An 18,834-nucleotide genomic window follows, 5' to 3' on the forward strand; every position below is an offset into this window, starting at 1 on the left:
CCGCGGGCCCACCGGCCCCATCGCCCTGTCCTGCCAGTCAGGGACTTCTCCACCCCCCTCCTCACCGGAAGGCGGCGATCATGACCGACCCCGTAGGAAAGCTTCCGAGCGAGCTCGACCAGCTCCCGGACCGCGACCCGGAGGAGACCGCTGAATGGGCGGCCTCCCTGGATGCCGTCACCAAGGCCGCGGGCCCGCACCGTGCCGCGTATCTGATGCGCCGCTCGCTCCAGCACGCCGAGGGCGCCGGTCTCGCGCTGCCCAAGCTGCTGGAGACCGATTACGTCAACTCCATCCCCACCGCCGCGGAGCCCGCCTTCGACGGCGACCTGGAGATGGAGTCCAGGATCACCGCGTGGAACCGCTGGAACGCGGCCGCGATGGTGACCCGTGGCTCCCGCTTCGGCGTCGGCGGCCACATCGCCACCTTCGCCTCGGCGGCCTGGCTGTACGAGACCGGCTTCAACCACTTCTTCCGCGGCAAGGAGGGGGACGGCTCCGGCGACCAGCTCTACATCCAGGGCCACGCCTCCCCCGGCATCTACGCCCGCGCCTTCCTCGACGGCCGGCTCAGCGAGCAGCAGCTCGACAACTTCCGCCAGGAGGCGGGCGGCGACGGTCTGCCGTCCTACCCGCACCCGCGGCGGCTGCCCTGGCTGTGGGAGTTCCCCACCGTGTCGATGGGCCTCGGCCCGCTCTCGGCGATCTACCAGGCGCGCTTCAACCGCTACCTGGCCAACCGCAACATCAAGGACACGTCGAACTCGCACGTCTGGGCCTTCCTGGGCGACGGCGAGATGGACGAGCCCGAGTCGACCGCCGCCCTCGCCCTCGCGGCGCGTGAGCAGCTCGACAACCTGACCTTCGTCATCAACTGCAACCTGCAGCGCCTCGACGGTCCGGTCCGCGCCAACTTCCGCGTGGTGCAGGAACTTGAGGGCGCCTTCCGCGGCGCCGGCTGGAACGTCGTCAAGACGCTCTGGGGCACCGCCTGGGACGAGCTCTTCCAGCTCGACACCACGGGTGCGCTGGTGCGCCGGCTCCGCGAGGTCCCGGACGCCCAGTTCCAGACGTACGCCACCCGCGACGTCGCCTACATCCGCCAGCACTTCTTCGGCACCGAGCCCGCGCTCGCCGAACTGGCGAAGCTGCTCACCGACGCGAAGATCGCCGAGTGCTTCCACACCTCGCGCGGCGGCCACGAGGCCCGCAAGGTGTACGCGGCGTACCGGGCGGCCCTGGCGCACAAGGGTGCGCCGACGGTGATCCTGGCGCAGACGGTGAAGGGCTACACGCTCGGCCCGGGCTTCGAGTCGCGCAACGCCAACCACCAGATGAAGAAGCTGGACGGCAAGCAGTTCCGCGCCATGCGCGATCTGCTGGACCTGCCGATCCCGGACTCGAAACTGGACGAGGGCCTGGTGCCCTACGGCCACCCGGGCGCCGACTCCCCCGAGGTCCGCTACCTCCAGGAGCGCCGTGCCGCCCTCGGCGGCCCCGCCCCGGCCCGCCGGGTGCACGCGGTGACGCTGCCCGCCCCCGAGGAGCGCGCGTTCGCCGCGCTGAAGAAGGGCTCCGGCAAGCAGGAGCTGGCCACCACGATGGCGTTCGTCCGCCTGGCCAAGGACCTGATGCGGGACAAGGAGACCGGCAAGCGCTGGGTTCCGATCGTCCCCGACGAGGCCCGCACCTTCGGCATGGAGGCGCTGTTCCCGTCGGCCGGCATCTACTCGCCGCTGGGCCAGACGTACGACCCGGTCGACCGCGACCAGCTGATGTACTACAAGGAAGCCAAGGACGGCCAGGTCCTCAACGAGGGCATCACCGAGGCCGGCGCCATGGCCGACTTCATCGCCGCCTCCACGTCGTACGCGACGCACGGCGAGCCGATGATCCCGTTCTACATCTTCTACTCGATGTTCGGCTGGCAGCGCACGGGCGACCAGTTCTGGCAGCTCGGCGACCAGCTCGGCCGCGGCTTCGTGGTCGGCGCCACGGCGGGCCGTACGACCCTGACGGGCGAGGGCCTCCAGCACGCGGACGGCCACTCGCACCTGATCGCGTCCACGAACCCGGCGTCGCTCAACTACGACCCCGCGTTCGCGTACGAGATCGCGGTGATCGTCCAGGACGGTCTGCGCCGGATGTACGGCCCCGAGGCCGAGAACGTCTTCTACTACCTGACGGTCTACAACGAGCCGAAGCCGCAGCCCGCGATGCCGGACGGCGTCGAGGAGGGCATCCTCAAGGGCCTCTACCGCTTCAAGGAGGGCACGCCCGCGACGGCGGACGCGCCGCGCCTGCAGCTGATGGCCTCCGGTACGGCGATCCACTGGGCCCTGGAGGCCCAGGAGCTGCTGGCCGCGGACTGGGGTGTCACGGCCGACGTCTGGTCCGCCACCTCGTGGGGCGAGCTGCGCCGCGACGCGCTGGAGTGCGACGAGGCGCTGCTCCGCGGTGAGCTGCGGGTGCCGTACGTGACCCAGGCGCTGGAAGGCGCACCGGGTCCGGTCCTCGCGGTCAGCGACTGGATGCGCCAGGTGCCGGACCAGATCAGCCAGTGGGTGGAGCAGGACTGGACCTCGCTCGGCACGGACGGCTTCGGCATCTCCGACACCCGTGACGCGGCCCGCCGCCACTTCGGCGTCGACGCCCAGTCGATCGCCGTCGCGGCCCTGGCCCAGCTGGCCCGCCGCGGCGAGGTGCCCGCGTCGGCGGTCAAGGAGGCCCGCGAGCGCTACGGGCTCTGACGGCGAAATCAAGCCCGTCCGGCGATTGAGGACGTCTTTCGAGCCCGGCCGGCGCTTGAGGCCACACCCAGCCCGTCCGGCGGAGGCGTTGTCCTCGATCGCCGGACGGGCTTGCCGGTCGGATCCACGGCCACAATGGCCGCATGCGTGCTGCCCGGCTCATCAAAATGGTCCTGCTTCTGCAGTCCCGCCCCGCCATGACCGCCGCCGAGCTCGCCCAGGAGCTGGAGGTGTCCGAGCGGACCATCACCCGCGACGCCCAGGCGCTGTCCGAGGCCGGGGTCCCGGTCTACGCGGACCGGGGACGGGCGGGCGGCTACCGCCTCGTCGGCGGGTACCGCACGCGGCTGACCGGTCTCGCCCGTGACGAGGCCGAGGCGCTCTTCCTCTCCGGCCTGCCCTCCGCGCTGCGCGAGATGGGCCTGGAGGACGCGGCGTCCGCCGCCCGGCTGAAGGTGTCGGCGGCCCTCCTCCCCTCCCTTCGGGACGCCTCCGCCAGCGCCTCCCAGCGCTTCCACCTGGACGCACCCGGCTGGTACCAGGAACCGGCCACCCCCGCGCTCCTGCCCGTCGTGGCCGAGGCCGTATGGGACGCCCGCACGGTCCACGCCCGCTACCGCCGGGCCGGCCGGGACGCCGAGGTGGAGCGCGAGCTGGCACCGTACGGGCTCGTCCTGAAGGCCGGGGTCTGGTACCTCTGCGCCCGGACGGGGGACGACTTCCGGGTGTACCGGATCGACCGCTTCACGGCGGTGGCCGTGTCGGACACCCGGTTCGTCCGGGACGAGAGCTTCGATCTGCCCGCCTTCTGGGACGAGCGGGCGGCCCAGTTCGCACGGTCGATCCTGCGGACCGAGGTGACGCTGCGGCTCTCGGAGACGGCCGTGCGCCGGCTGCCGCACGCCGTGGACCGCGGCGCCGCCCAGGACGCCCTGGCCGCGTCCGGCCCGCCCGGCCCCGACGGATGGATCACGGTCACCCTGCCGGTCGAGTCCCTGGACGTCGCGTACGGTCAGCTACTGGCCCTGGGACCGGAGTTGGAGGTCCTGGAGCCGGCCGCCCTGCGCAGCAGGTTCGCATCGGCGGCCGAGGCGCTTCACGCGCTCTATGTGAGGCCGTAAGGCTTCATTTCGGCGTCTGGGCGTGCATCGGCCGTCTCCGAGGCAGATGCTGGACCCGTGATGGACGAGACGGAATTCTGGGAGATCGTCGACAGCACCCGCGAGGCCGCCGACGGCGACCCCGAGGACCATGCCGACCTGCTCGTCGAACGGCTGGTGCAGCTCGATCCCGATTCCGTGCTGGACTTCGCCCGGCACTTCGAGGCCCGCTACAACCGGGCGTACCGCTGGGACCTGTGGGCCGCCGCCAGTGTGCTGCTCGGCGGGGCGAGCGACGACGCCTTCGACTACTTCCGCTGCTGGCTGATCGGCCAGGGCCGGGAGGTCTTCGAGGGCGCGGTGCACGATCCGGACAGCCTGGCCGAACTCCTCGACGACTTCGACGAGGAGCTGGACGGGGACGCCGAGGAACTGGGCTACGCCGCCGACGAGGCGTACGAGCAGCTCACCGGGGTGGTCGCGCCGGATCTCGGGCTGCCGCCCCAGACCGCCGAGCCGGAGGGCACCCCGCTCGGACTGGAGGACGACGCGGCCCTGGCGGCACGGCTGCCCGTGCTGTGGGAGCGCTTCGGCGCGGCGTGAGACGCGGGAAGCCCGGTCACGGGCTGAGCGGACGGCCCATCAGCACGTCGTCCACGTAACGCCCGCCCAGGAAGAACTCGCCGCGCAGCACGCCCTCGACGGTGAACCCCTCCGCCTCGTACAGCGCGCGGGCGGGTGCATTGTGGCCGAGGACCCGCAGGGTGAGGCGGTTCGCCCCATCGGCCCGTGCCGCCGCGCACGCGGTCCGTATCAGCGAGCGCCCGATGCCGCGGCCGCGCGCCCAGCCGGCCACGGCGAGGCCCTGTATCTGCCGGACATGCGCGTTGCAGGCCAGCGGGGTGGGCGGCACCACCCGGACGTAACCGGCCAGGACCGTCTCCCCCACCGGGTTCACGTCCTCGGCGACCAGGATGCCCTCCGGCCGGTGCCGGTCGTCGAAGAACGGCGCGTACGGCGGCTGCGGGCGCGGCTGCACGGCGTGCAGCGTCGACCAGGTGCTCCGGTCGAGCTCCCCGAGGGCGGGGCCGTCGTCGGGAACGGCGAGGCGGACGGACGGCGCGGTGAAGGTGGAGGGCTCAGCCATGGGCGCCACTGTGCCATGCCCCGTATCGCGTGAACCATGGGGCAGGATGGGTTCCATGCCGCACTCCCGTATCGCTGTCACCGGATCGACCGGACTCATCGGAGCGGCGCTGGTGCGCTCGCTGCGGACCGACGGGCACGAGGTGGTCCGGCTGGTCCGGCGCCCGGCCCGGTCGGGCGACGAGGTGGAGTGGGACCCAAAGCGGGGTTACGTGGACGTGGCCGGTCTTGTGGGCTGCGACGCCGTCGTCCATCTCGCCGGGGCCGGGGTCGGCGACCACCGCTGGACCGAGGCGTACAAGCGCGAGATCAGGGACAGCCGGGTGCTGGGCACGGGCGCGATCGCGGAGGCCGTCGCCTCGCTGGACGTTCCGCCGAAGGTGTTGCTGTCCGGGTCCGCGATCGGCTTCTACGGCGACACCGGGGACCGTGCGGTCGACGAGGGCGCACCGCCCGGCGACGGTTTCCTGCCGTCGGTGTGCGTGGAGTGGGAGGAAGCCACGGCCGCCGCGGAGGAGGCCGGGGTGCGGACCGTGCACGCGCGCACCGGGCTGGTCGTGGCCCGGGAGGGCGGCGCCTGGGGACGGCTCTTCCCGCTGTTCCGCGCGGGGCTCGGCGGCCGGCTCGGCAACGGGCGGCAGTACTGGAGCTTCATCGCGCTGCACGACCACATCGCGGCGCTGCGGCACGTTCTGGACACCCCGGAGCTGTCCGGGCCGGTGAATCTGACCGGGCCGGCCCCGGTCACCAACGGCGAGGTGACGGCGGCGATGGGACGGGTACTGCGTCGGCCCACCCTGTTCACCGCTCCCGCGCCGGCGCTGCGGATCGCCCTGGGCGACTTCGCCGAGGACGTGCTGGGCAGTCAGCGGGTGCTGCCGGGGCGGCTGCTGGACTCGGGATTCGCCTTCGCCTTCCCCGGGATCGACGCCGCCATCCGGGCGGCGCTGCGCTGATCCCGCACCCCAAGAACCGTCCTCCGTCGCCGAATTCAGACGGATGTGCGACCCCGTGCACCGGTGCCCCGGCTCGCGCGCGACTGCGCCCGATCCCGCCACCCTCCTAGCATCATGCCGAACTCGCGCATTCCGGTGGCCTGTTGAGGGCAAGAGCCTCCCACCAGTTGCGCCGACTCGGGGAGGGGCACGTGCTCAGCACGGCACACCACGCGGACGTCGTCATCATCGGGGCCGGGATCGCCGGCCTGTCAGCGGCCCACCGACTGACCAGTGCGGGAGTGAGCGTCAGCGTCCTGGAAGCCGGCCCCCGGGTCGGCGGCCGGATGATGACCGACGAGGTCGACGGGTTCCGGCTCGACCACATCGGACCACTTCTCAACACCTCGTATCCGGAGCTGCACGCGACGCCCGGACTCGACGGACTCGCCCTGCGGAACTTCGATCCCGGCGTACTCGTCCACAGCGAGGGCCGCCGGTACCGGACCGGGGAGATACGCAGCCCCCGGGGCTCACGCAGCGCGCGGGGCGCATTCAAGGCGGCGCGCGCCCTCGCAAGCGCCCCCCGGGCGCCCCTGGGCGGGAGCCTCACCGGCGCCATGGGCGGGGCGATCGACCAGGCCCGGCTCGGAGTGGCGCTGGCCCGGCTCGCGGCCACCCCACGGGCCCGCATCCTGGCCCGGCCCGAACGGGCCGCGCTCGACGCCCTGTCCGGCCGCGGCCTGTCCGCCCGGACGCTCAACGGCTTCGTGCGCCCCCTGCTCACGGCGCTGCTCAGCGACCCCGCACTCACCACGTCGAGCCGGTGCGCCGACCTCGCGCTGCGCGGCTACGCGAGCGGCAGGCTCTGCGTACCGTCGGGTGGTTCGGCCACACTGCCCGAACTGCTCGCGGCCACGCTGCCGCCCGGCACCGTACGGACCGGCGTGCACGTCACGGCAGCGGACATCACCTCGGTGCGCACCAAGGAACACGGCGAACTGGGCTGCCGCTCCCTGCTGCTGGCGACCGGCGCGAGCGCCGCGGCCGAGCTCCTCCCCGGTCTGCACGTGCCGTCCTTCCACCCCGTGACGGTGCTCCACCACACCGCCCCCGCTCCCCCGCCGACCGGCGCCTCGCTGCTCCTGGACGCCGACCGCTCGGGACCGGTCACGCACACCGCGGTGATGAGCGAGGTCGATCCGGCGCGCGCCCCGCACGGCCGCGTCCTGATCAGCTCGACGGTGCTCGGCACCCCGCCGGCCGATCTGGACCGCATGGTCCGTGCGCACCTCGCGGCGCTCTACGGGACACCCACCGACGACTGGGAACTGCTGGCCACCCATCACGATCCGGAGGCGGTGCCCTCGATGATGGCCCCGCACGACCCACAGCGCCCGGTCCGGCTGCTCGCGGGCCTGTACGTGTGCGGCGACCACCGCGACACCGGCACGGTCCAGGGGGCCCTGTCCTCCGGCCGTCGCGCGGCCGGGGCGATCCTCACCGACCTGGGGGTGAGCCCCGCCGGGGAGAACATCACGGTGCTGCCCGAGGCGGCGTAGAGCCGCTCGGGGGACGGGCCGCGCCCGGCGGGCGCGGCCTCATCCCAGCGCGGCCACCCGCTCGCGGTAGCCGCGGACCGCGGCGGCATCCCGGAAGGGTTCGAGGCGTCGCTCGAAGTCCCGTACGTACTCCGTGGCGCGCACCGACCGCATCTCGGCGGCCTGATGCGCGGCTTCCGCGCCCAGCCGGCAGGCCTGGTCGAGCTCGCCGAGCCCGAGCCGGGCGGAGGCCAGTACCACCCGGCAGAACAGCCGGCTGCGGGCGTACGCGGGGGCGCGCAGCTGGAGCGAGCGCTCCGCGTGCTGTGCGGCGGCCCGGTACTGCTGGAGGTCGCGGTGGCAGTGCCCGAGCTCGTCGGCGAGCTGGGCCTCGTCGAAGTAGCGCGCCCAGTGCGGCACCTCGTCGCCGGGGCGGGAGGCCTCCAGCGCGCGTTCCGCCCGCGCGAGCGACGCCACGCACGCCTTGGCCTCGCCGAGAACCCCGTGACCTCGTGCCTCGACCGCGTGCAGCAGGGCCAGCACGGCGTGGGGCGCGGAGGAGCCGACGCCCTGCTGGGCCACCCGCGCCAGCTGCACCGCCTCGCGCCCGTGCCCGAGGTAGACGGCCTGCCTGCTCATGGTGATCAGGACGAAGCTGCCGTAGGCCCGGTCACCGGCGGCCTGGGCCAGCCGGAGCGCCTGGACGAAGTAGCGCTGGGCGAGCCCGTGGGCCGCGATGTCGTACGAGGTCCAGCCGGCGAGCCGGGTCAGGTCGGCGGCGGCGGCGAAGAGCCGCCGCCCGGTGGCCTCCCCGTACGTACCGCGCAGCATCGGCTCCGTCTCGTGCTCCAGGTACCGGACGAGGGCCTGCCTGGCGTGGCCGCCGCCGTAGGCGTTGTCCAGGGTGCGGAAGAGCTCGGCGACCGAGCGCAGGGCGGCGACGTCGCCGCTGCCGACCTTCTGCCCGGAGCCCTGTTCGGTCTGCCGCTGCCGGGGAACGCCGGGGCCGAGGGGTGCCGGGGAGCCGCCGGGCGCGTGCGGTCCGGCGGGCCGGGACGGTGTGGGCCCGCGGAGCCCGTGCCGGACGCCGTGCCCGGGCGTGCCGCCCTGCTCGGGCACCCCGGGCACGGACCCGGCGCCGGGTCCCCCGAGGCCGCTCCCGCCGCTGTGCTGCCCGTTCGCCGTGCTGCCGTGCATCCCGTGCGGTCCGGGCGCCGTGCGCGGCCCGGAGTGCGCCTGGGCGGCCCCGTGCGCCCTGCCGGTGCCGCCCGCCACCGCTGCGGCTTCGCCGGCCCGTCCCACCCACTCGTCCGCCCGCCCGATCAGCCAGTCCCGGCTGGGGACGACCAGCCCCGCCGGGGTGAAGGCGATCTTCCGCAGCTCCACATGACTGCCGGAGTCCTTGCGCCACAGTCCGCTGACGATGTCGACCGCCTCGGCGGGGGTGGCCGCGAACTCCAGCCCGGCGTAGACGGGCGCGCAGGCGTCCAGGCCCAGGTCCTGCGCGGAGAGCCGGCGGCCGAGCCGCCGGGTGAAGACCTCGGCGATCAGTGCGGGTGTGGTGCCCCGCGGCTGCTGCCCGCGCAGCCAGCGGGTCACGGAGGTCTTGTCGTACCGCAGGTCGAGGCCGTGTTCGAGACCGAGCTGGTCCACCCGGCGGGCGAGGCCGGCGTTGGAGAACCCGGCCTCGGTGATGAGCGAGGCGAGTCGGCGGTTGGGAGTGCGCTGCGGGGGTCGTTCCGACATCAGCTGTACGGTCTCCTGCCTTCGGGGCCGGGCGGGCAGCAGTCCCTGGGGCCTGCTCTGGCATTTCCCCGCGGCGTCGCGGTGCTGGGCAGGCCCTGGGGAACGGCGCGAATTTAGCGGCCCCCGGGGCGGCCCCGGCCACTCTCGCTTCACATTCATCCGATCGTGTGAGGATTGAGGGCGGCGCTGACGGGAACCACCTGCCGGGCCCCCGCTCCGAAGCCGGTCGTACAGTGGCCGGAGGCGCGATTCGGTGCATGGTGACGTGATGACGGGACACCCCCGGCCCCCGGCACCGCAAGTAGAGAGGCTGCTGTCGTGACTGAGCTTCGGTTCGTCCGTCTGGGATTCGGCGAGGATGCCGTCGACTACCAGGAGGCCTGGCAGAAGCAGCGCGAGGTGCACGCGGCGCGGTTCGAGGACACCGTCCCCGACACCTGCCTGCTGCTGGAGCACCCGCCCGTCTACACGGCGGGCCGGCGCACGGCCGACAACGAGCGTCCCCTGGACGGCACCCCGGTCATCGACGTGGACCGCGGCGGCAAGATCACCTGGCACGGTCCGGGCCAGCTGGTCGGCTACCCGATCCAGAAGCTGCCGCGTCCGGTGGACGTCGTCGCACATGTCCGCCGCCTGGAGGACGCGCTGATCCGCACGGCGGCGGAGTTCGGCGTGGAGACCAGTCGGGTCGAGGGCCGCAGCGGGGTCTGGGTGCTCGGCGACCCGGTCGAGGAGCGCCCGGCGATCGGCGGGCTGTCCCTCGACTTCGACCCTCGGCTGCAGGACGAGGAGTTCGACGCCCGGCTGAACGGCCCCGAGTACGCCCCGTCCAACGCCGGCCAGCGCCGCGAGGACCGCAAGCTGGCCGCGATCGGCATCCGGGTCGCCAAGGGCGTCACGATGCACGGCTTCTCCTTCAACGTGAACCCGGACACCACCTGGTTCGACCGGATCGTGCCGTGCGGCATCCGGGACGCCGGCGTCACGTCGCTCAGTTACGAACTCGGCCGCGAGATCACGATCGCCGACGTGCTCCCGGTCGCCGAGAAGCACCTCCGGGACATCCTGGAGAACGCCGACCTCGCCCCGCGCACGATCGAGCGGGAGCACTCCGAGAGCCAAACCGTGGCCACGGCCTGACCCTCGGAGCACCCCTCCGGGAATAGGCCCTGCCGGCCACAGGTTGGGCAGACGTAAAGCCGTTTGAACTACGGGCGTACCCTGGTGTTCGCCGAAGAATCCAATGCAGCGAAAGCAAAGGGGAGTGCCGGAGTGTCCGCTGTCGCACCCGACGGGCGCAAGATGCTGCGCCTTGAGGTCCGGAACAGCCAGACCCCCATCGAGCGCAAGCCCGAGTGGATCAAAACCCGGGCGAAGATGGGCCCCGAGTACAACCAGCTGCAGAAGCTCGTGAAGAGCGAGGGTCTGCACACGGTGTGCCAGGAGGCAGGCTGCCCCAACATCTTCGAGTGCTGGGAGGACCGCGAGGCCACGTTCCTCATCGGTGGCGACCAGTGCACCCGGCGCTGTGACTTCTGCCAGATCGACACGGGCAAGCCGCAGGCGCTGGACCGGGACGAACCCCGCCGCGTCGGCGAGTCGGTCGTCACGATGGACCTGAACTACGCCACCATCACCGGCGTCGCGCGCGACGACCTGGAGGACGGCGGCGCCTGGCTGTACGCGGAGACCGTGCGCCAGATCCACGCGCTGACGGCGGAGCGGGAGGGCGGCCACACCAAGGTCGAGCTGCTGATCCCCGACTTCAACGCGGAGCCCGAGCAGCTCGCCGAGGTCTTCTCCTCGCGCCCCGAGGTGCTGGGGCACAACGTGGAGACCGTGCCGCGGATCTTCAAGCGGATCCGTCCCGGCTTCCGTTACGAGCGTTCCCTGGAGGTCATCACCCGCGCCCGCGAGGCCGGTCTGGTGACCAAGTCCAACCTGATCCTCGGCATGGGCGAGACCCGCGAGGAAGTCAGCCAGGCGCTCCGGGACCTGCACGACGCGGGCTGCGAGCTCATCACGATCACGCAGTACCTGCGGCCGACCCCGCGCCACCACCCGGTCGAGCGCTGGGTGAAGCCGCACGAGTTCGTGGAGCTCCAGGAGGAGGCCGACGCCATCGGCTACTCCGGCGTGATGTCCGGACCGCTGGTCCGCTCCTCGTACCGCGCGGGCCGGCTGTTCCAGCAGGCGATGGAGCGGCGCGGAGCGGTAACCGGGGCGCCGACCGCGTAGCGCAGCCCGTGTGAATCCGAGCACAAGAAGCTACTGAGCAGTAATGGCTGATTCGACGCGGCCCGTGCGCTCCTCGCAGGTCGGAGGCGCGTATGGGCCGCGTCGGCGTGCGCGGCGCCCACATCAAGGTTTCATTGGTGTTTGACCGACCGGTCATGCGCTGGTAACACCAAGCAGTGACCCTGGATACACGCAGCGCAGTGCCACCAGTGCCGTGACCGGCGATGTTCGCCCCGACAGGGCGAAGCTTGGCCGGGAGAGGCACCGGCGGCCACTGCCGCCCCCTGCGCCCCGTATCCAGTCCGCGCAGCACACTCCGCCCGCCGGGCACCGCCCGGTGAGCGCATCCGTTCAGAGGGGACTTCCACGATGCAGGCCGTGCCGGTACGCGCCACCGCCCTTCCGTCCGTCACCGATGCCCTCCGCGCCGTCGAGTCGCTGCTACTGAGCAGCGGCCAGCGCACCGCCCGCCGCAACGCCTGGACCGCGGTCCTCGAGGACCGCCGCCGGGCCAAGGACCGGGTCGAGTCCGAGTACGTACTGGAGGCCGTGGCCGACCACCGTTCCTAGGCCACGTAAACTTCATTGCATGGCGAGGAAGGCAGAATCCACTGAAGGCGCGGACAGCGCCGAGAACGCGGGGCGGCTCAAGCAGATCGCCCTGACCTACAAGATGACCAGGCGGACCGACTCCAAGATCGGTCTTGTCGTCGCGGGTGTGGGAATCGTCACCTTCGGTGTCCTCCTCGCGATCGGTTTCTTGATCGACCACCCGATCTACGTGGGCATCCTGGGCTTCGTGCTCGCCCTCCTCGCGATGGCGATCGTCTTCGGGCGGCGTGCCGAGCGGGCGGCCTTCGGGCAGATGGAGGGACAGCCGGGCGCAGCGGCGGCCGTGCTGGACCGTGTGGGCCGTGGCTGGACCACGACGCCGGCGGTCGCGATGAACCGCAGCCAGGACGTCGTCCACCGTGCCGTGGGCAAGGCGGGCATCGTGCTGGTGGCCGAGGGCAACCCGAACCGGGTGAAGGGCCTGCTGGCGGCCGAGAAGAAGAAGATGGCCCGCATCGTGGTCGACGTGCCCGTGCACGACATCATCGTCGGCAACGACGAGGGTCAGGTGCCGCTCAAGAAGGTGCGCACCAAGATGCTGAAGCTGCCGCGCGTCCTGACCGGCCCGCAGGTGACGGCCGCCAACGACCGGCTGCGCGCGATGGGCGACCTTATGAGCAACATGCCACTGCCGAAGGGCCCCATGCCGAAGGGCATGCGGATGCCGCGCGGCGGAAAGATGCGCTGAGCGGACTGAGGGAACGCAAGAAGAGGGCGGGTCACGAACCAAGGGGTTCGTGACCCGCCCTCTTTCGTCGGTGCGCCGCTCCCCCGATCAGATGCAGAAGATCAGATACGGAGGATCAGGTGCGGACCTGAACGGCGCGGGCCAACCGGTCGTGCAGTCCGCGCCCGTCACGGTCCCAGACGAGGGCGGGGATCACCAGGCACAGCAGCAGAGTGCGCACCAGCACCCGTCCGGCCCCCAGGCGCCCGCCGTCCTCGGCGACGACCTTGATGCCCAGCAGGCGCTTGCCGGGCGTGCAGCCGATGGTGCCGACGGTGAGCACACTCAGTACGAGGAAGATGCCGAGCGCCCAGTTACCCGTCGCCTGCTGGTCACCGCGAGCGAACAGCCCGTATGCGATCAGCATGCACAGGGCCCAGTCGACGAAGATCGCGCCGAAGCGCCGCCCGAGCGGCGCCACGGCACCCGGCCCGTGCTCGGGAAGCCCGAGCCGCTTGCCCCGGTACCCGAAGTCGGCGCCCATCTCCTCGGCGGCCGCACGCGGCCCGGAGAGCCACGATCCGATTGCTTGCCTATTGTCCACCCGACCACGGTACTGCGCCCGCCCGCGCCTCCTGCCGGGCGGGGGCCGCCACGGCCCGGGACATCGCACCGAAACCGGCCCGGAATGTGCCGGGAACCGGCCGCCGAGCGGGTCACGAGGTGCCGCTCACACCCGGCTCGGTTAACTTCGGCGAAACAAATGGGTCATGCTTGAGAAATCCGGTCTGCCTATGGTCGGGTCCAGCGTGTGCCACCGCACTGGCCACACAACGAGCTGCAACCCCGTCCCTCCCGGGCCGGGAGTAGGAGGAGTTGGATGTTCCAGAACGCCGACGACGTGAAGAAGTACATCGCCGACGAAGACGTCAAGTTCATCGACGTCCGGTTCTGCGACCTGCCCGGTGTGATGCAGCACTTCACCATCCCGGCAGCGGTCTTCGACCCGACCGAGGAGCTCGCCTTCGACGGCTCCTCGATCCGCGGCTTCCAGGCCATCCACGAGTCCGACATGGCGCTGCGCGCGGACCTGTCGACCGCCCGTGTCGACCCGTTCCGCCGCGACAAGACCGTCAACATCAACTTCTTCATCCACGACCCGATCACCGGCGAGCAGTACAGCCGTGACCCGCGGAACGTGGCCAAGAAGGCCGAGGCCTACCTCGCCTCCACCGGCATCGCCGACACCGCGTACTTCGGCCCCGAGGCCGAGTTCTACGTGTTCGACAACGTCCGCTTCCAGACCTCGGCGAACGAGTCCTTCTACCACATCGACTCCGAGGCCGGCGCCTGGAACACCGGGTCGGAGGAGAACAACCGCGGCTACAAGGTCCGCTACAAGGGCGGCTACTTCCCGACCCCGCCGGTCGACCACTTCGCCGACCTGCGTGCCGAGATCTCCATGGAGCTGGACAAGAACGGCCTCCAGGTCGAGCGCCAGCACCACGAGGTCGGCACCGCCGGCCAGGCCGAGATCAACTACAAGTTCAACACGCTGCTCGCCGCGGCCGACGACCTGATGCTCTTCAAGTACATCGTGAAGAACGTCGCCTGGCGCAACGGCAAGACCGCGACCTTCATGCCGAAGCCGATCTTCGGCGACAACGGCTCGGGCATGCACGTCCACCAGTCCCTGTGGGCCGGCGGCGACCCGCTGTTCTACGACGAGCAGGGCTACGCGGGCCTCTCGGACATGGCGCGCTACTACATCGGCGGCATCCTCAAGCACGCCCCGTCGCTGCTGGCCTTCACCAACCCGACGGTGAACTCCTACCACCGCCTGGTCCCCGGCTTCGAGGCCCCGGTCAACATGGTGTACTCGCAGCGCAACCGCTCCGCCGCGATGCGCATCCCGATCACGGGCTCCAACCCGAAGGCCAAGCGCGTCGAGTTCCGCGCCCCGGACCCGTCGTCCAACCCGTACCTCGCCTTCTCGGCCCTCCTGATGGCCGGCCTGGACGGCGTCAAGAACAAGATCGAGCCGCCGGAGCCGATCGACAAGGACCTGTACGAGCTGGCTCCCGAGGAGCACGCCAACGTCCAGCAGGTGCCGACCTCCCTCCCGGCCGTCCTCGACGCCCTCGAGGCGGACCACGAGTACCTCCTGGCGGGCGGCGTCTTCACGTCCGACCTCATCGAGACGTGGATCGACTTCAAGCGCACGCACGAGATCGCCCCGATCCAGCTGCGCCCGCACCCGCACGAGTTCGAGCTGTACTTCGACCTCTAGGCAGCAGGTCACCACGGCCTGAGCAGCGAGATGTGAGCAAGCCACCGGGACCGGCGCTGAAATGCGCCGGTCCCGGTGGCGTTTGCGTGTCAGGCCCGCGCAGCCGGGCGGGTGGCTCTCAGTGGGGCTCTTCGGTGACGTGGGAGTTGGTGAGCGTGAGTGCACCGCCTGCCGAGACCAGGCCGACGATGACCGCCGGTACGGCGTAGGTGATCCGCTCGCCGTGGTGGAAGAACGACGCCACCGGAGCGTCGCTCCGGGTGCCTGCGGGCAGCTGTGCGGTGCACAGCGCGGCGTCTACGCGCTGTGCACGATCTGGATCAGGTTGCCGCACGTGTCGTCCAGGACCGCGACGGTCACCGGGCCCACCTCCAGCGGCTCCTGCGTGAAGCGCACCCCGCGTTCGCGCAGCCGGGCGAACTCCGCGGGGACGTCGTCCACGGCGAAGGAGGCGGCCGGGATACCGTCCTTGACCAGGGCCGTCTTGTACGGCTTCACCGCGGGATGGCCGTCGGGCTCCAGCAGGAGTTCGGTCCCGTCGGGGTCGTCCGGCGAGACGACGGTCAGCCAGCGGTCCCGGCCCACCGGGACCTCGGCCTTCTTCACGAAGCCCAGCACGTCCGTGTAGAAGCGCAGGGCCCTGTCCTGGTCGTCGACGAAGACACTGGTCAGGTGGATTCGCATGGTGCTCTCCCGTGCGTCGGGCCTGAGCCATCGGTTCACGTCGCGCCCAGGCGGTTCGGTGTACCGATCATGGGGCGTGCGGCGGGCCCGGAAGCGTGCACGGGCCCGACGCGCCCGGGCGGAGGGCCGTTCAGACGACCCGGAGGAGTCGCCGGCCGCATGGGCGACGATGCTGCGGAGGTCGTCGCACAGGGCATCCAGGACGGTGCCGGCGACCGCCGCGCGTCCACCGATCGCTGACGTCGCACTCCCCGTCGGTGATCATCACGATGTCACCGCGCCCGGTCAGTGCCGCAGCGCCTTGGCCACCTCGACCTTGACGTCCCCGTTCAGCTTGCGGTTGCTGCGGGCCGTGGCGTCCTTGGTCCCCTTGGCGGCCACGTCGTCGACCGTCACCACGACCGTGTCGAGCAGATTGCCGCCTCCGTCCTTGAAGTTGATCTGCACGACGTACGACTGCGAAGAGTCGGTGCCGTTCTTCACCGTGATCTTCGAGGTGACGCGGCCGTCCTTGTCGGTGGCGGGGGCGCCCGCCTTGACGTCACCGCCCGCGTTCACGCCGTCCTTGAAGCTGTTCAGCTTCTCCTCGGCGGCGGCCGTCGCGGAGGCGACCACATCGGCTCCCTGGGAGGCGACGGAGGAGGCCGCCGATGCCGCCTCCGACACCGTGCTGGACGCGCTGTCCCCGTCGTCCGAGCATGCCGATGCCGTGAACGCCACGGTCATCGCCACCAGTACCGCGCTCGCGCCCCGTACGCCTCGCCTCGTCATCGTGCCTCCCAGCACTCGTCCGTCGCCCCAAGTCAAGGGGGCGGCAGGTGGGGGCGCATGCGGTGTAGGCCGGACGGGTGAGCGGCCGGGGGCGGTGGGGTCGCGGGCCGGGCGCGGACCGCCGAGTCTGGGGGGATGAACGAGCAGACCTCTCCCGGCGCACCGGCCCCGCCGCCCCCGCGGCGGCGGCTGTGGCCGTGGGTGCTGCTGATGATCCTCGTCCTGCTCGCCCTCGGCGCCGGCGCGGTCTCCGCGGTGCTGGCCCGTGAGGTCTCGGCGGAGGGCTCGCGGACCGTACACATCCGGTACGAGGTCACCGGCGCCGCCGAGGACGTGACGCTCACCTACAGCACGTGGAAGGGCGAGGAACTGTCCACCGGGCGGCTGAGCCTGCGGAGTCTGCCGTGGGCCGGAGAGCTGGACACCAAGGGGTTCATGAGCGGTGGTTCGTTCGTCGTCAGTCTCGGGAAGTCGGGTGGTGACGTGTCCTGTTCGGTGACGGTGGACGACGGCACCCGCCGCACCGACCGGGCTTCCGGCGCCTTCGCCACCGCGACATGCAGCGGGTTCTGAGACGCGACCGCGCCCCCGGGTCGTCCGGGGGCGCGGTCCTCGGCGGGAGGGTGAGGGGTCAGCGGCCGTAGCGGATCAGCGCACGGACCATGCGGCAGGTGGTGTCGGACGGCGGGTGGATGGCGAGGCGCTCGGCGGTCGTACGTATCCGGGTGTTGCTCGCGCTCGACGGGTGGTAGACGCCCGTGTCGAGCAGGGCGATCGCCAGGCGCATCGCCTTCAGCCGGCGATTGTGGGAGACGTACCACTCACGGGGCCGTCCGGCGGGGAGCGGCTTCTTCTTCAGGGGTGTGTGGAGCGGCTTGGTCGTGACTGCGGCTACGGCCATTGGCAACCTCCTGGCACGGTGGTGGAACCCTCACTAACTACCCCTATTTTACTGCCCCCCACTGACAATCGCCCCTGGCCAGAGGGGTTTTCGCAGGTCCATCGCGTACCTTTGGACCCATGGAGATCTGGATCAATCCCGCCTGTTCGAAGTGCCGCAGCGCGGTGCAGCTGCTCGACGCGGAGGGCGCCGGCTACACCGTCCGCCGCTACCTGGAGGACGTGCCCTCGCCGGACGAGATCCGGGCCGTGCTCGACCGGCTGGGGCTGGAGCCGTGGGACATCACGCGCACCCAGGAGGCGGACGCGAAGGAGCTGGGGCTCAAGGAGTGGCCGCGCGACGCGGATGCGCGGGAGCGCTGGATCGCGGCCCTCTCCGAGCACCCGAAGCTCATCCAGCGGCCGATCATCACGGCGGAGGACGGCACAGCCGTCGTCGCGCGCACGGACGAGGCCGTCCGGGACGTGCTGGGGCGCTGAGCCGCAGGCCAGCGCACCGGAGGCGGCCACCAGGCCGGGCATCGAGCCCTACGACGCCGCCTGCGCCTCGGCCTGTGCGAGCAGTTCCGTCAGCCGGAGCCCGAACCGTACGTCGCAGGGGTGCGCCTCCCCCGTACGCGCCGAGGCGATCAGCGCGTCCACCGCTGCGCCGAACGCGCCGACGGCGCCGTCCCACCGGGGCAGTCCGACGATGCCGTGCTCGCCCCTGAGCTCGATGCCCACCCCGGCCGCCGCCACCGGCGCCGCCAGCGTGAGCGTCACCGTGCTGGAGGCGCCGGAGGTGTGGCGCAGGACGAGGTGGTGGGTGCCGGCGGGGCCACGGGCCGCGGTCAGGGCGGTGACGTCGCCGAGCACCGGGATGAGGACCGAGAGCGCGTGCGGGCCGACGTCCCACAGGCCGCCCTTCTCCCTGCGCCAGGGGGAGGCGGCGTAATCGCTGTCGGCGCCGGGTGCCCACAGGGCACCGATCCACTCGGCGTGAGCGGTGAACCAGCCGCCCGTCGCGCCCTGTTCGGCGATCCAGTCCGCGGTCTCCGGTGCGAACCGCAGGGTGCAGAAGACGATCGAGGCGACCCGGGCCTGCTCGGCGGCCTCGGCCACCTCACGGGCGCCCTCGACGGTCGTGGCCACCGGCTTGTCCATCAGGAGATGGCAGCCGGCTGCCGCGGCGCGCGCGGCCAGCGGGGCCTGGACGTCCGGCGGCACGGCGAACGCCACGGCGTCGCTCACGGCGAAGAGTTCGTCGAGCCCCGCGTCCCCGGTGTACGCCGTGGTGCCGTGTGCGGCGGCCAGTTCCCCGGCAGCCTCGGCACGGCGGCCCCACACCCCGCTCAGCACGGCGCCGGGGTGGGCGGCGAGGGCGGGGGCCTGGGTGTTGCGGGCCCAGGGGCCCGTACCGACCAGACCGATGCGCAGGGGTGTCTCGGGTGTCGTCATGGCACCAGTGTGCCCGG

General features: G+C 71.8%; 20 protein-coding genes. 12 read left to right on the forward strand and 8 right to left on the reverse strand.

What is annotated here, in order from left to right:
- The first annotated feature begins 80 nt into the window (after positions 1–80).
- From aceE to SH922_RS10610, 3 genes are all read left to right on the forward strand, one after another.
- Positions 81–2,750: a pyruvate dehydrogenase (acetyl-transferring), homodimeric type gene (gene aceE, locus SH922_RS10600; RefSeq protein WP_393057258.1), complete on the forward strand. Its 2,670-nt coding sequence runs from the start codon at positions 81–83 to the stop codon at positions 2,748–2,750.
- Positions 2,751–2,893: 143 nt separating this feature from the next.
- Positions 2,894–3,871, forward strand: a complete 978-nt coding sequence (locus SH922_RS10605; protein WP_393057260.1) for a helix-turn-helix transcriptional regulator — start codon at positions 2,894–2,896, stop codon at positions 3,869–3,871.
- A gap of 60 nt (positions 3,872–3,931) precedes the next feature.
- Entirely contained in the window at positions 3,932–4,453 is a 522-nt protein-coding gene (locus SH922_RS10610) for a DUF4240 domain-containing protein (RefSeq protein WP_393057262.1), read from the forward strand.
- Positions 4,454–4,469: 16 nt separating this feature from the next.
- Here the strand turns inward: SH922_RS10610 and SH922_RS10615 are convergent, their stop codons facing one another.
- Positions 4,470–4,997 (reverse strand): GNAT family N-acetyltransferase, encoded by a 528-nt coding sequence (locus tag SH922_RS10615; RefSeq protein WP_393057264.1) that lies wholly within the window; start codon positions 4,995–4,997, stop codon positions 4,470–4,472.
- A gap of 55 nt (positions 4,998–5,052) precedes the next feature.
- Here SH922_RS10615 and SH922_RS10620 point away from each other — a divergent pair, with 55 nt between their 5' ends.
- Positions 5,053–5,952 (forward strand): TIGR01777 family oxidoreductase, encoded by a 900-nt coding sequence (locus SH922_RS10620; RefSeq protein WP_393057266.1) that lies wholly within the window; start codon positions 5,053–5,055, stop codon positions 5,950–5,952.
- A gap of 191 nt (positions 5,953–6,143) precedes the next feature.
- Entirely contained in the window at positions 6,144–7,493 is a 1,350-nt protein-coding gene (locus SH922_RS10625; protein WP_393057268.1) for an NAD(P)/FAD-dependent oxidoreductase, read from the forward strand.
- A gap of 39 nt (positions 7,494–7,532) precedes the next feature.
- Here the strand turns inward: SH922_RS10625 and SH922_RS10630 are convergent, their stop codons facing one another.
- Entirely contained in the window at positions 7,533–9,218 is a 1,686-nt protein-coding gene (locus SH922_RS10630; protein ID WP_393057270.1) for a regulator, read from the reverse strand.
- Positions 9,219–9,536: 318 nt separating this feature from the next.
- Here SH922_RS10630 and lipB point away from each other — a divergent pair, with 318 nt between their 5' ends.
- The 4 genes from lipB to SH922_RS10650 all read left to right on the forward strand — a co-directional run bounded on the left by lipB (position 9,537) and on the right by SH922_RS10650 (position 12,756).
- Entirely contained in the window at positions 9,537–10,358 is an 822-nt protein-coding gene (gene lipB, locus SH922_RS10635) for a lipoyl(octanoyl) transferase LipB (protein WP_393057272.1), read from the forward strand.
- Positions 10,359–10,490: 132 nt separating this feature from the next.
- Positions 10,491–11,456: a lipoyl synthase gene (gene lipA, locus SH922_RS10640; RefSeq protein WP_393057274.1), complete on the forward strand. Its 966-nt coding sequence runs from the start codon at positions 10,491–10,493 to the stop codon at positions 11,454–11,456.
- Between the two features lie 369 nt (positions 11,457–11,825).
- On the forward strand, positions 11,826–12,026 hold the full coding sequence (locus SH922_RS10645; RefSeq protein ID WP_136330099.1) for a hypothetical protein: 201 nt from the start codon (positions 11,826–11,828) through the stop codon (positions 12,024–12,026).
- Positions 12,027–12,045: 19 nt separating this feature from the next.
- Positions 12,046–12,756, forward strand: a complete 711-nt coding sequence (locus tag SH922_RS10650) for a DUF4191 domain-containing protein (RefSeq protein WP_393057277.1) — start codon at positions 12,046–12,048, stop codon at positions 12,754–12,756.
- A 115-nt stretch (positions 12,757–12,871) separates the two neighbouring features.
- Here the strand turns inward: SH922_RS10650 and SH922_RS10655 are convergent, their stop codons facing one another.
- Entirely contained in the window at positions 12,872–13,339 is a 468-nt protein-coding gene (locus SH922_RS10655) for an RDD family protein (protein ID WP_393057279.1), read from the reverse strand.
- A gap of 276 nt (positions 13,340–13,615) precedes the next feature.
- On the opposite strand from SH922_RS10655, the gene glnA reads away from it, so the two are divergent.
- A complete protein-coding gene (gene glnA / locus SH922_RS10660; RefSeq protein WP_351003228.1) occupies positions 13,616–15,025 on the forward strand; it encodes a type I glutamate--ammonia ligase in 1,410 nt (469 codons plus the stop codon).
- A 118-nt stretch (positions 15,026–15,143) separates the two neighbouring features.
- On the opposite strand, the gene SH922_RS10665 is transcribed toward glnA, so the two are convergent.
- The 3 genes from SH922_RS10665 to SH922_RS10675 all read right to left on the reverse strand — a co-directional run bounded on the left by SH922_RS10665 (position 15,144) and on the right by SH922_RS10675 (position 16,480).
- Positions 15,144–15,269, reverse strand: a complete 126-nt coding sequence (locus SH922_RS10665; RefSeq protein ID WP_393057282.1) for a hypothetical protein — start codon at positions 15,267–15,269, stop codon at positions 15,144–15,146.
- Between the two features lie 53 nt (positions 15,270–15,322).
- A complete protein-coding gene (locus SH922_RS10670) occupies positions 15,323–15,709 on the reverse strand; it encodes a VOC family protein (protein ID WP_393057284.1) in 387 nt (128 codons plus the stop codon).
- A gap of 285 nt (positions 15,710–15,994) precedes the next feature.
- Entirely contained in the window at positions 15,995–16,480 is a 486-nt protein-coding gene (locus SH922_RS10675) for a hypothetical protein (protein WP_393057286.1), read from the reverse strand.
- Between the two features lie 135 nt (positions 16,481–16,615).
- On the opposite strand from SH922_RS10675, the gene SH922_RS10680 reads away from it, so the two are divergent.
- A complete protein-coding gene (locus SH922_RS10680) occupies positions 16,616–17,053 on the forward strand; it encodes a hypothetical protein (protein ID WP_393057288.1) in 438 nt (145 codons plus the stop codon).
- A 58-nt stretch (positions 17,054–17,111) separates the two neighbouring features.
- Here SH922_RS10680 and SH922_RS10685 read toward each other — a convergent pair whose 3' ends face one another.
- Positions 17,112–17,381, reverse strand: a complete 270-nt coding sequence (locus SH922_RS10685; protein ID WP_393057291.1) for a hypothetical protein — start codon at positions 17,379–17,381, stop codon at positions 17,112–17,114.
- Positions 17,382–17,500: 119 nt separating this feature from the next.
- Here SH922_RS10685 and SH922_RS10690 point away from each other — a divergent pair, with 119 nt between their 5' ends.
- A complete protein-coding gene (locus tag SH922_RS10690) occupies positions 17,501–17,860 on the forward strand; it encodes an arsenate reductase family protein (RefSeq protein ID WP_393057293.1) in 360 nt (119 codons plus the stop codon).
- A 48-nt stretch (positions 17,861–17,908) separates the two neighbouring features.
- Here SH922_RS10690 and SH922_RS10695 read toward each other — a convergent pair whose 3' ends face one another.
- Positions 17,909–18,817 carry a Gfo/Idh/MocA family protein gene (locus SH922_RS10695; RefSeq protein ID WP_393057295.1) on the reverse strand — a complete coding sequence of 303 codons (909 nt, stop codon included), beginning with the start codon at positions 18,815–18,817 and terminating at the stop codon, positions 17,909–17,911.
- Positions 18,818–18,834: the final 17 nt, after the last annotated feature.

The sequence above is a fragment of the Streptomyces sp. LN549 genome (assembly GCF_043203805.1).
Classification (GTDB): domain Bacteria; phylum Actinomycetota; class Actinomycetes; order Streptomycetales; family Streptomycetaceae; genus Streptomyces.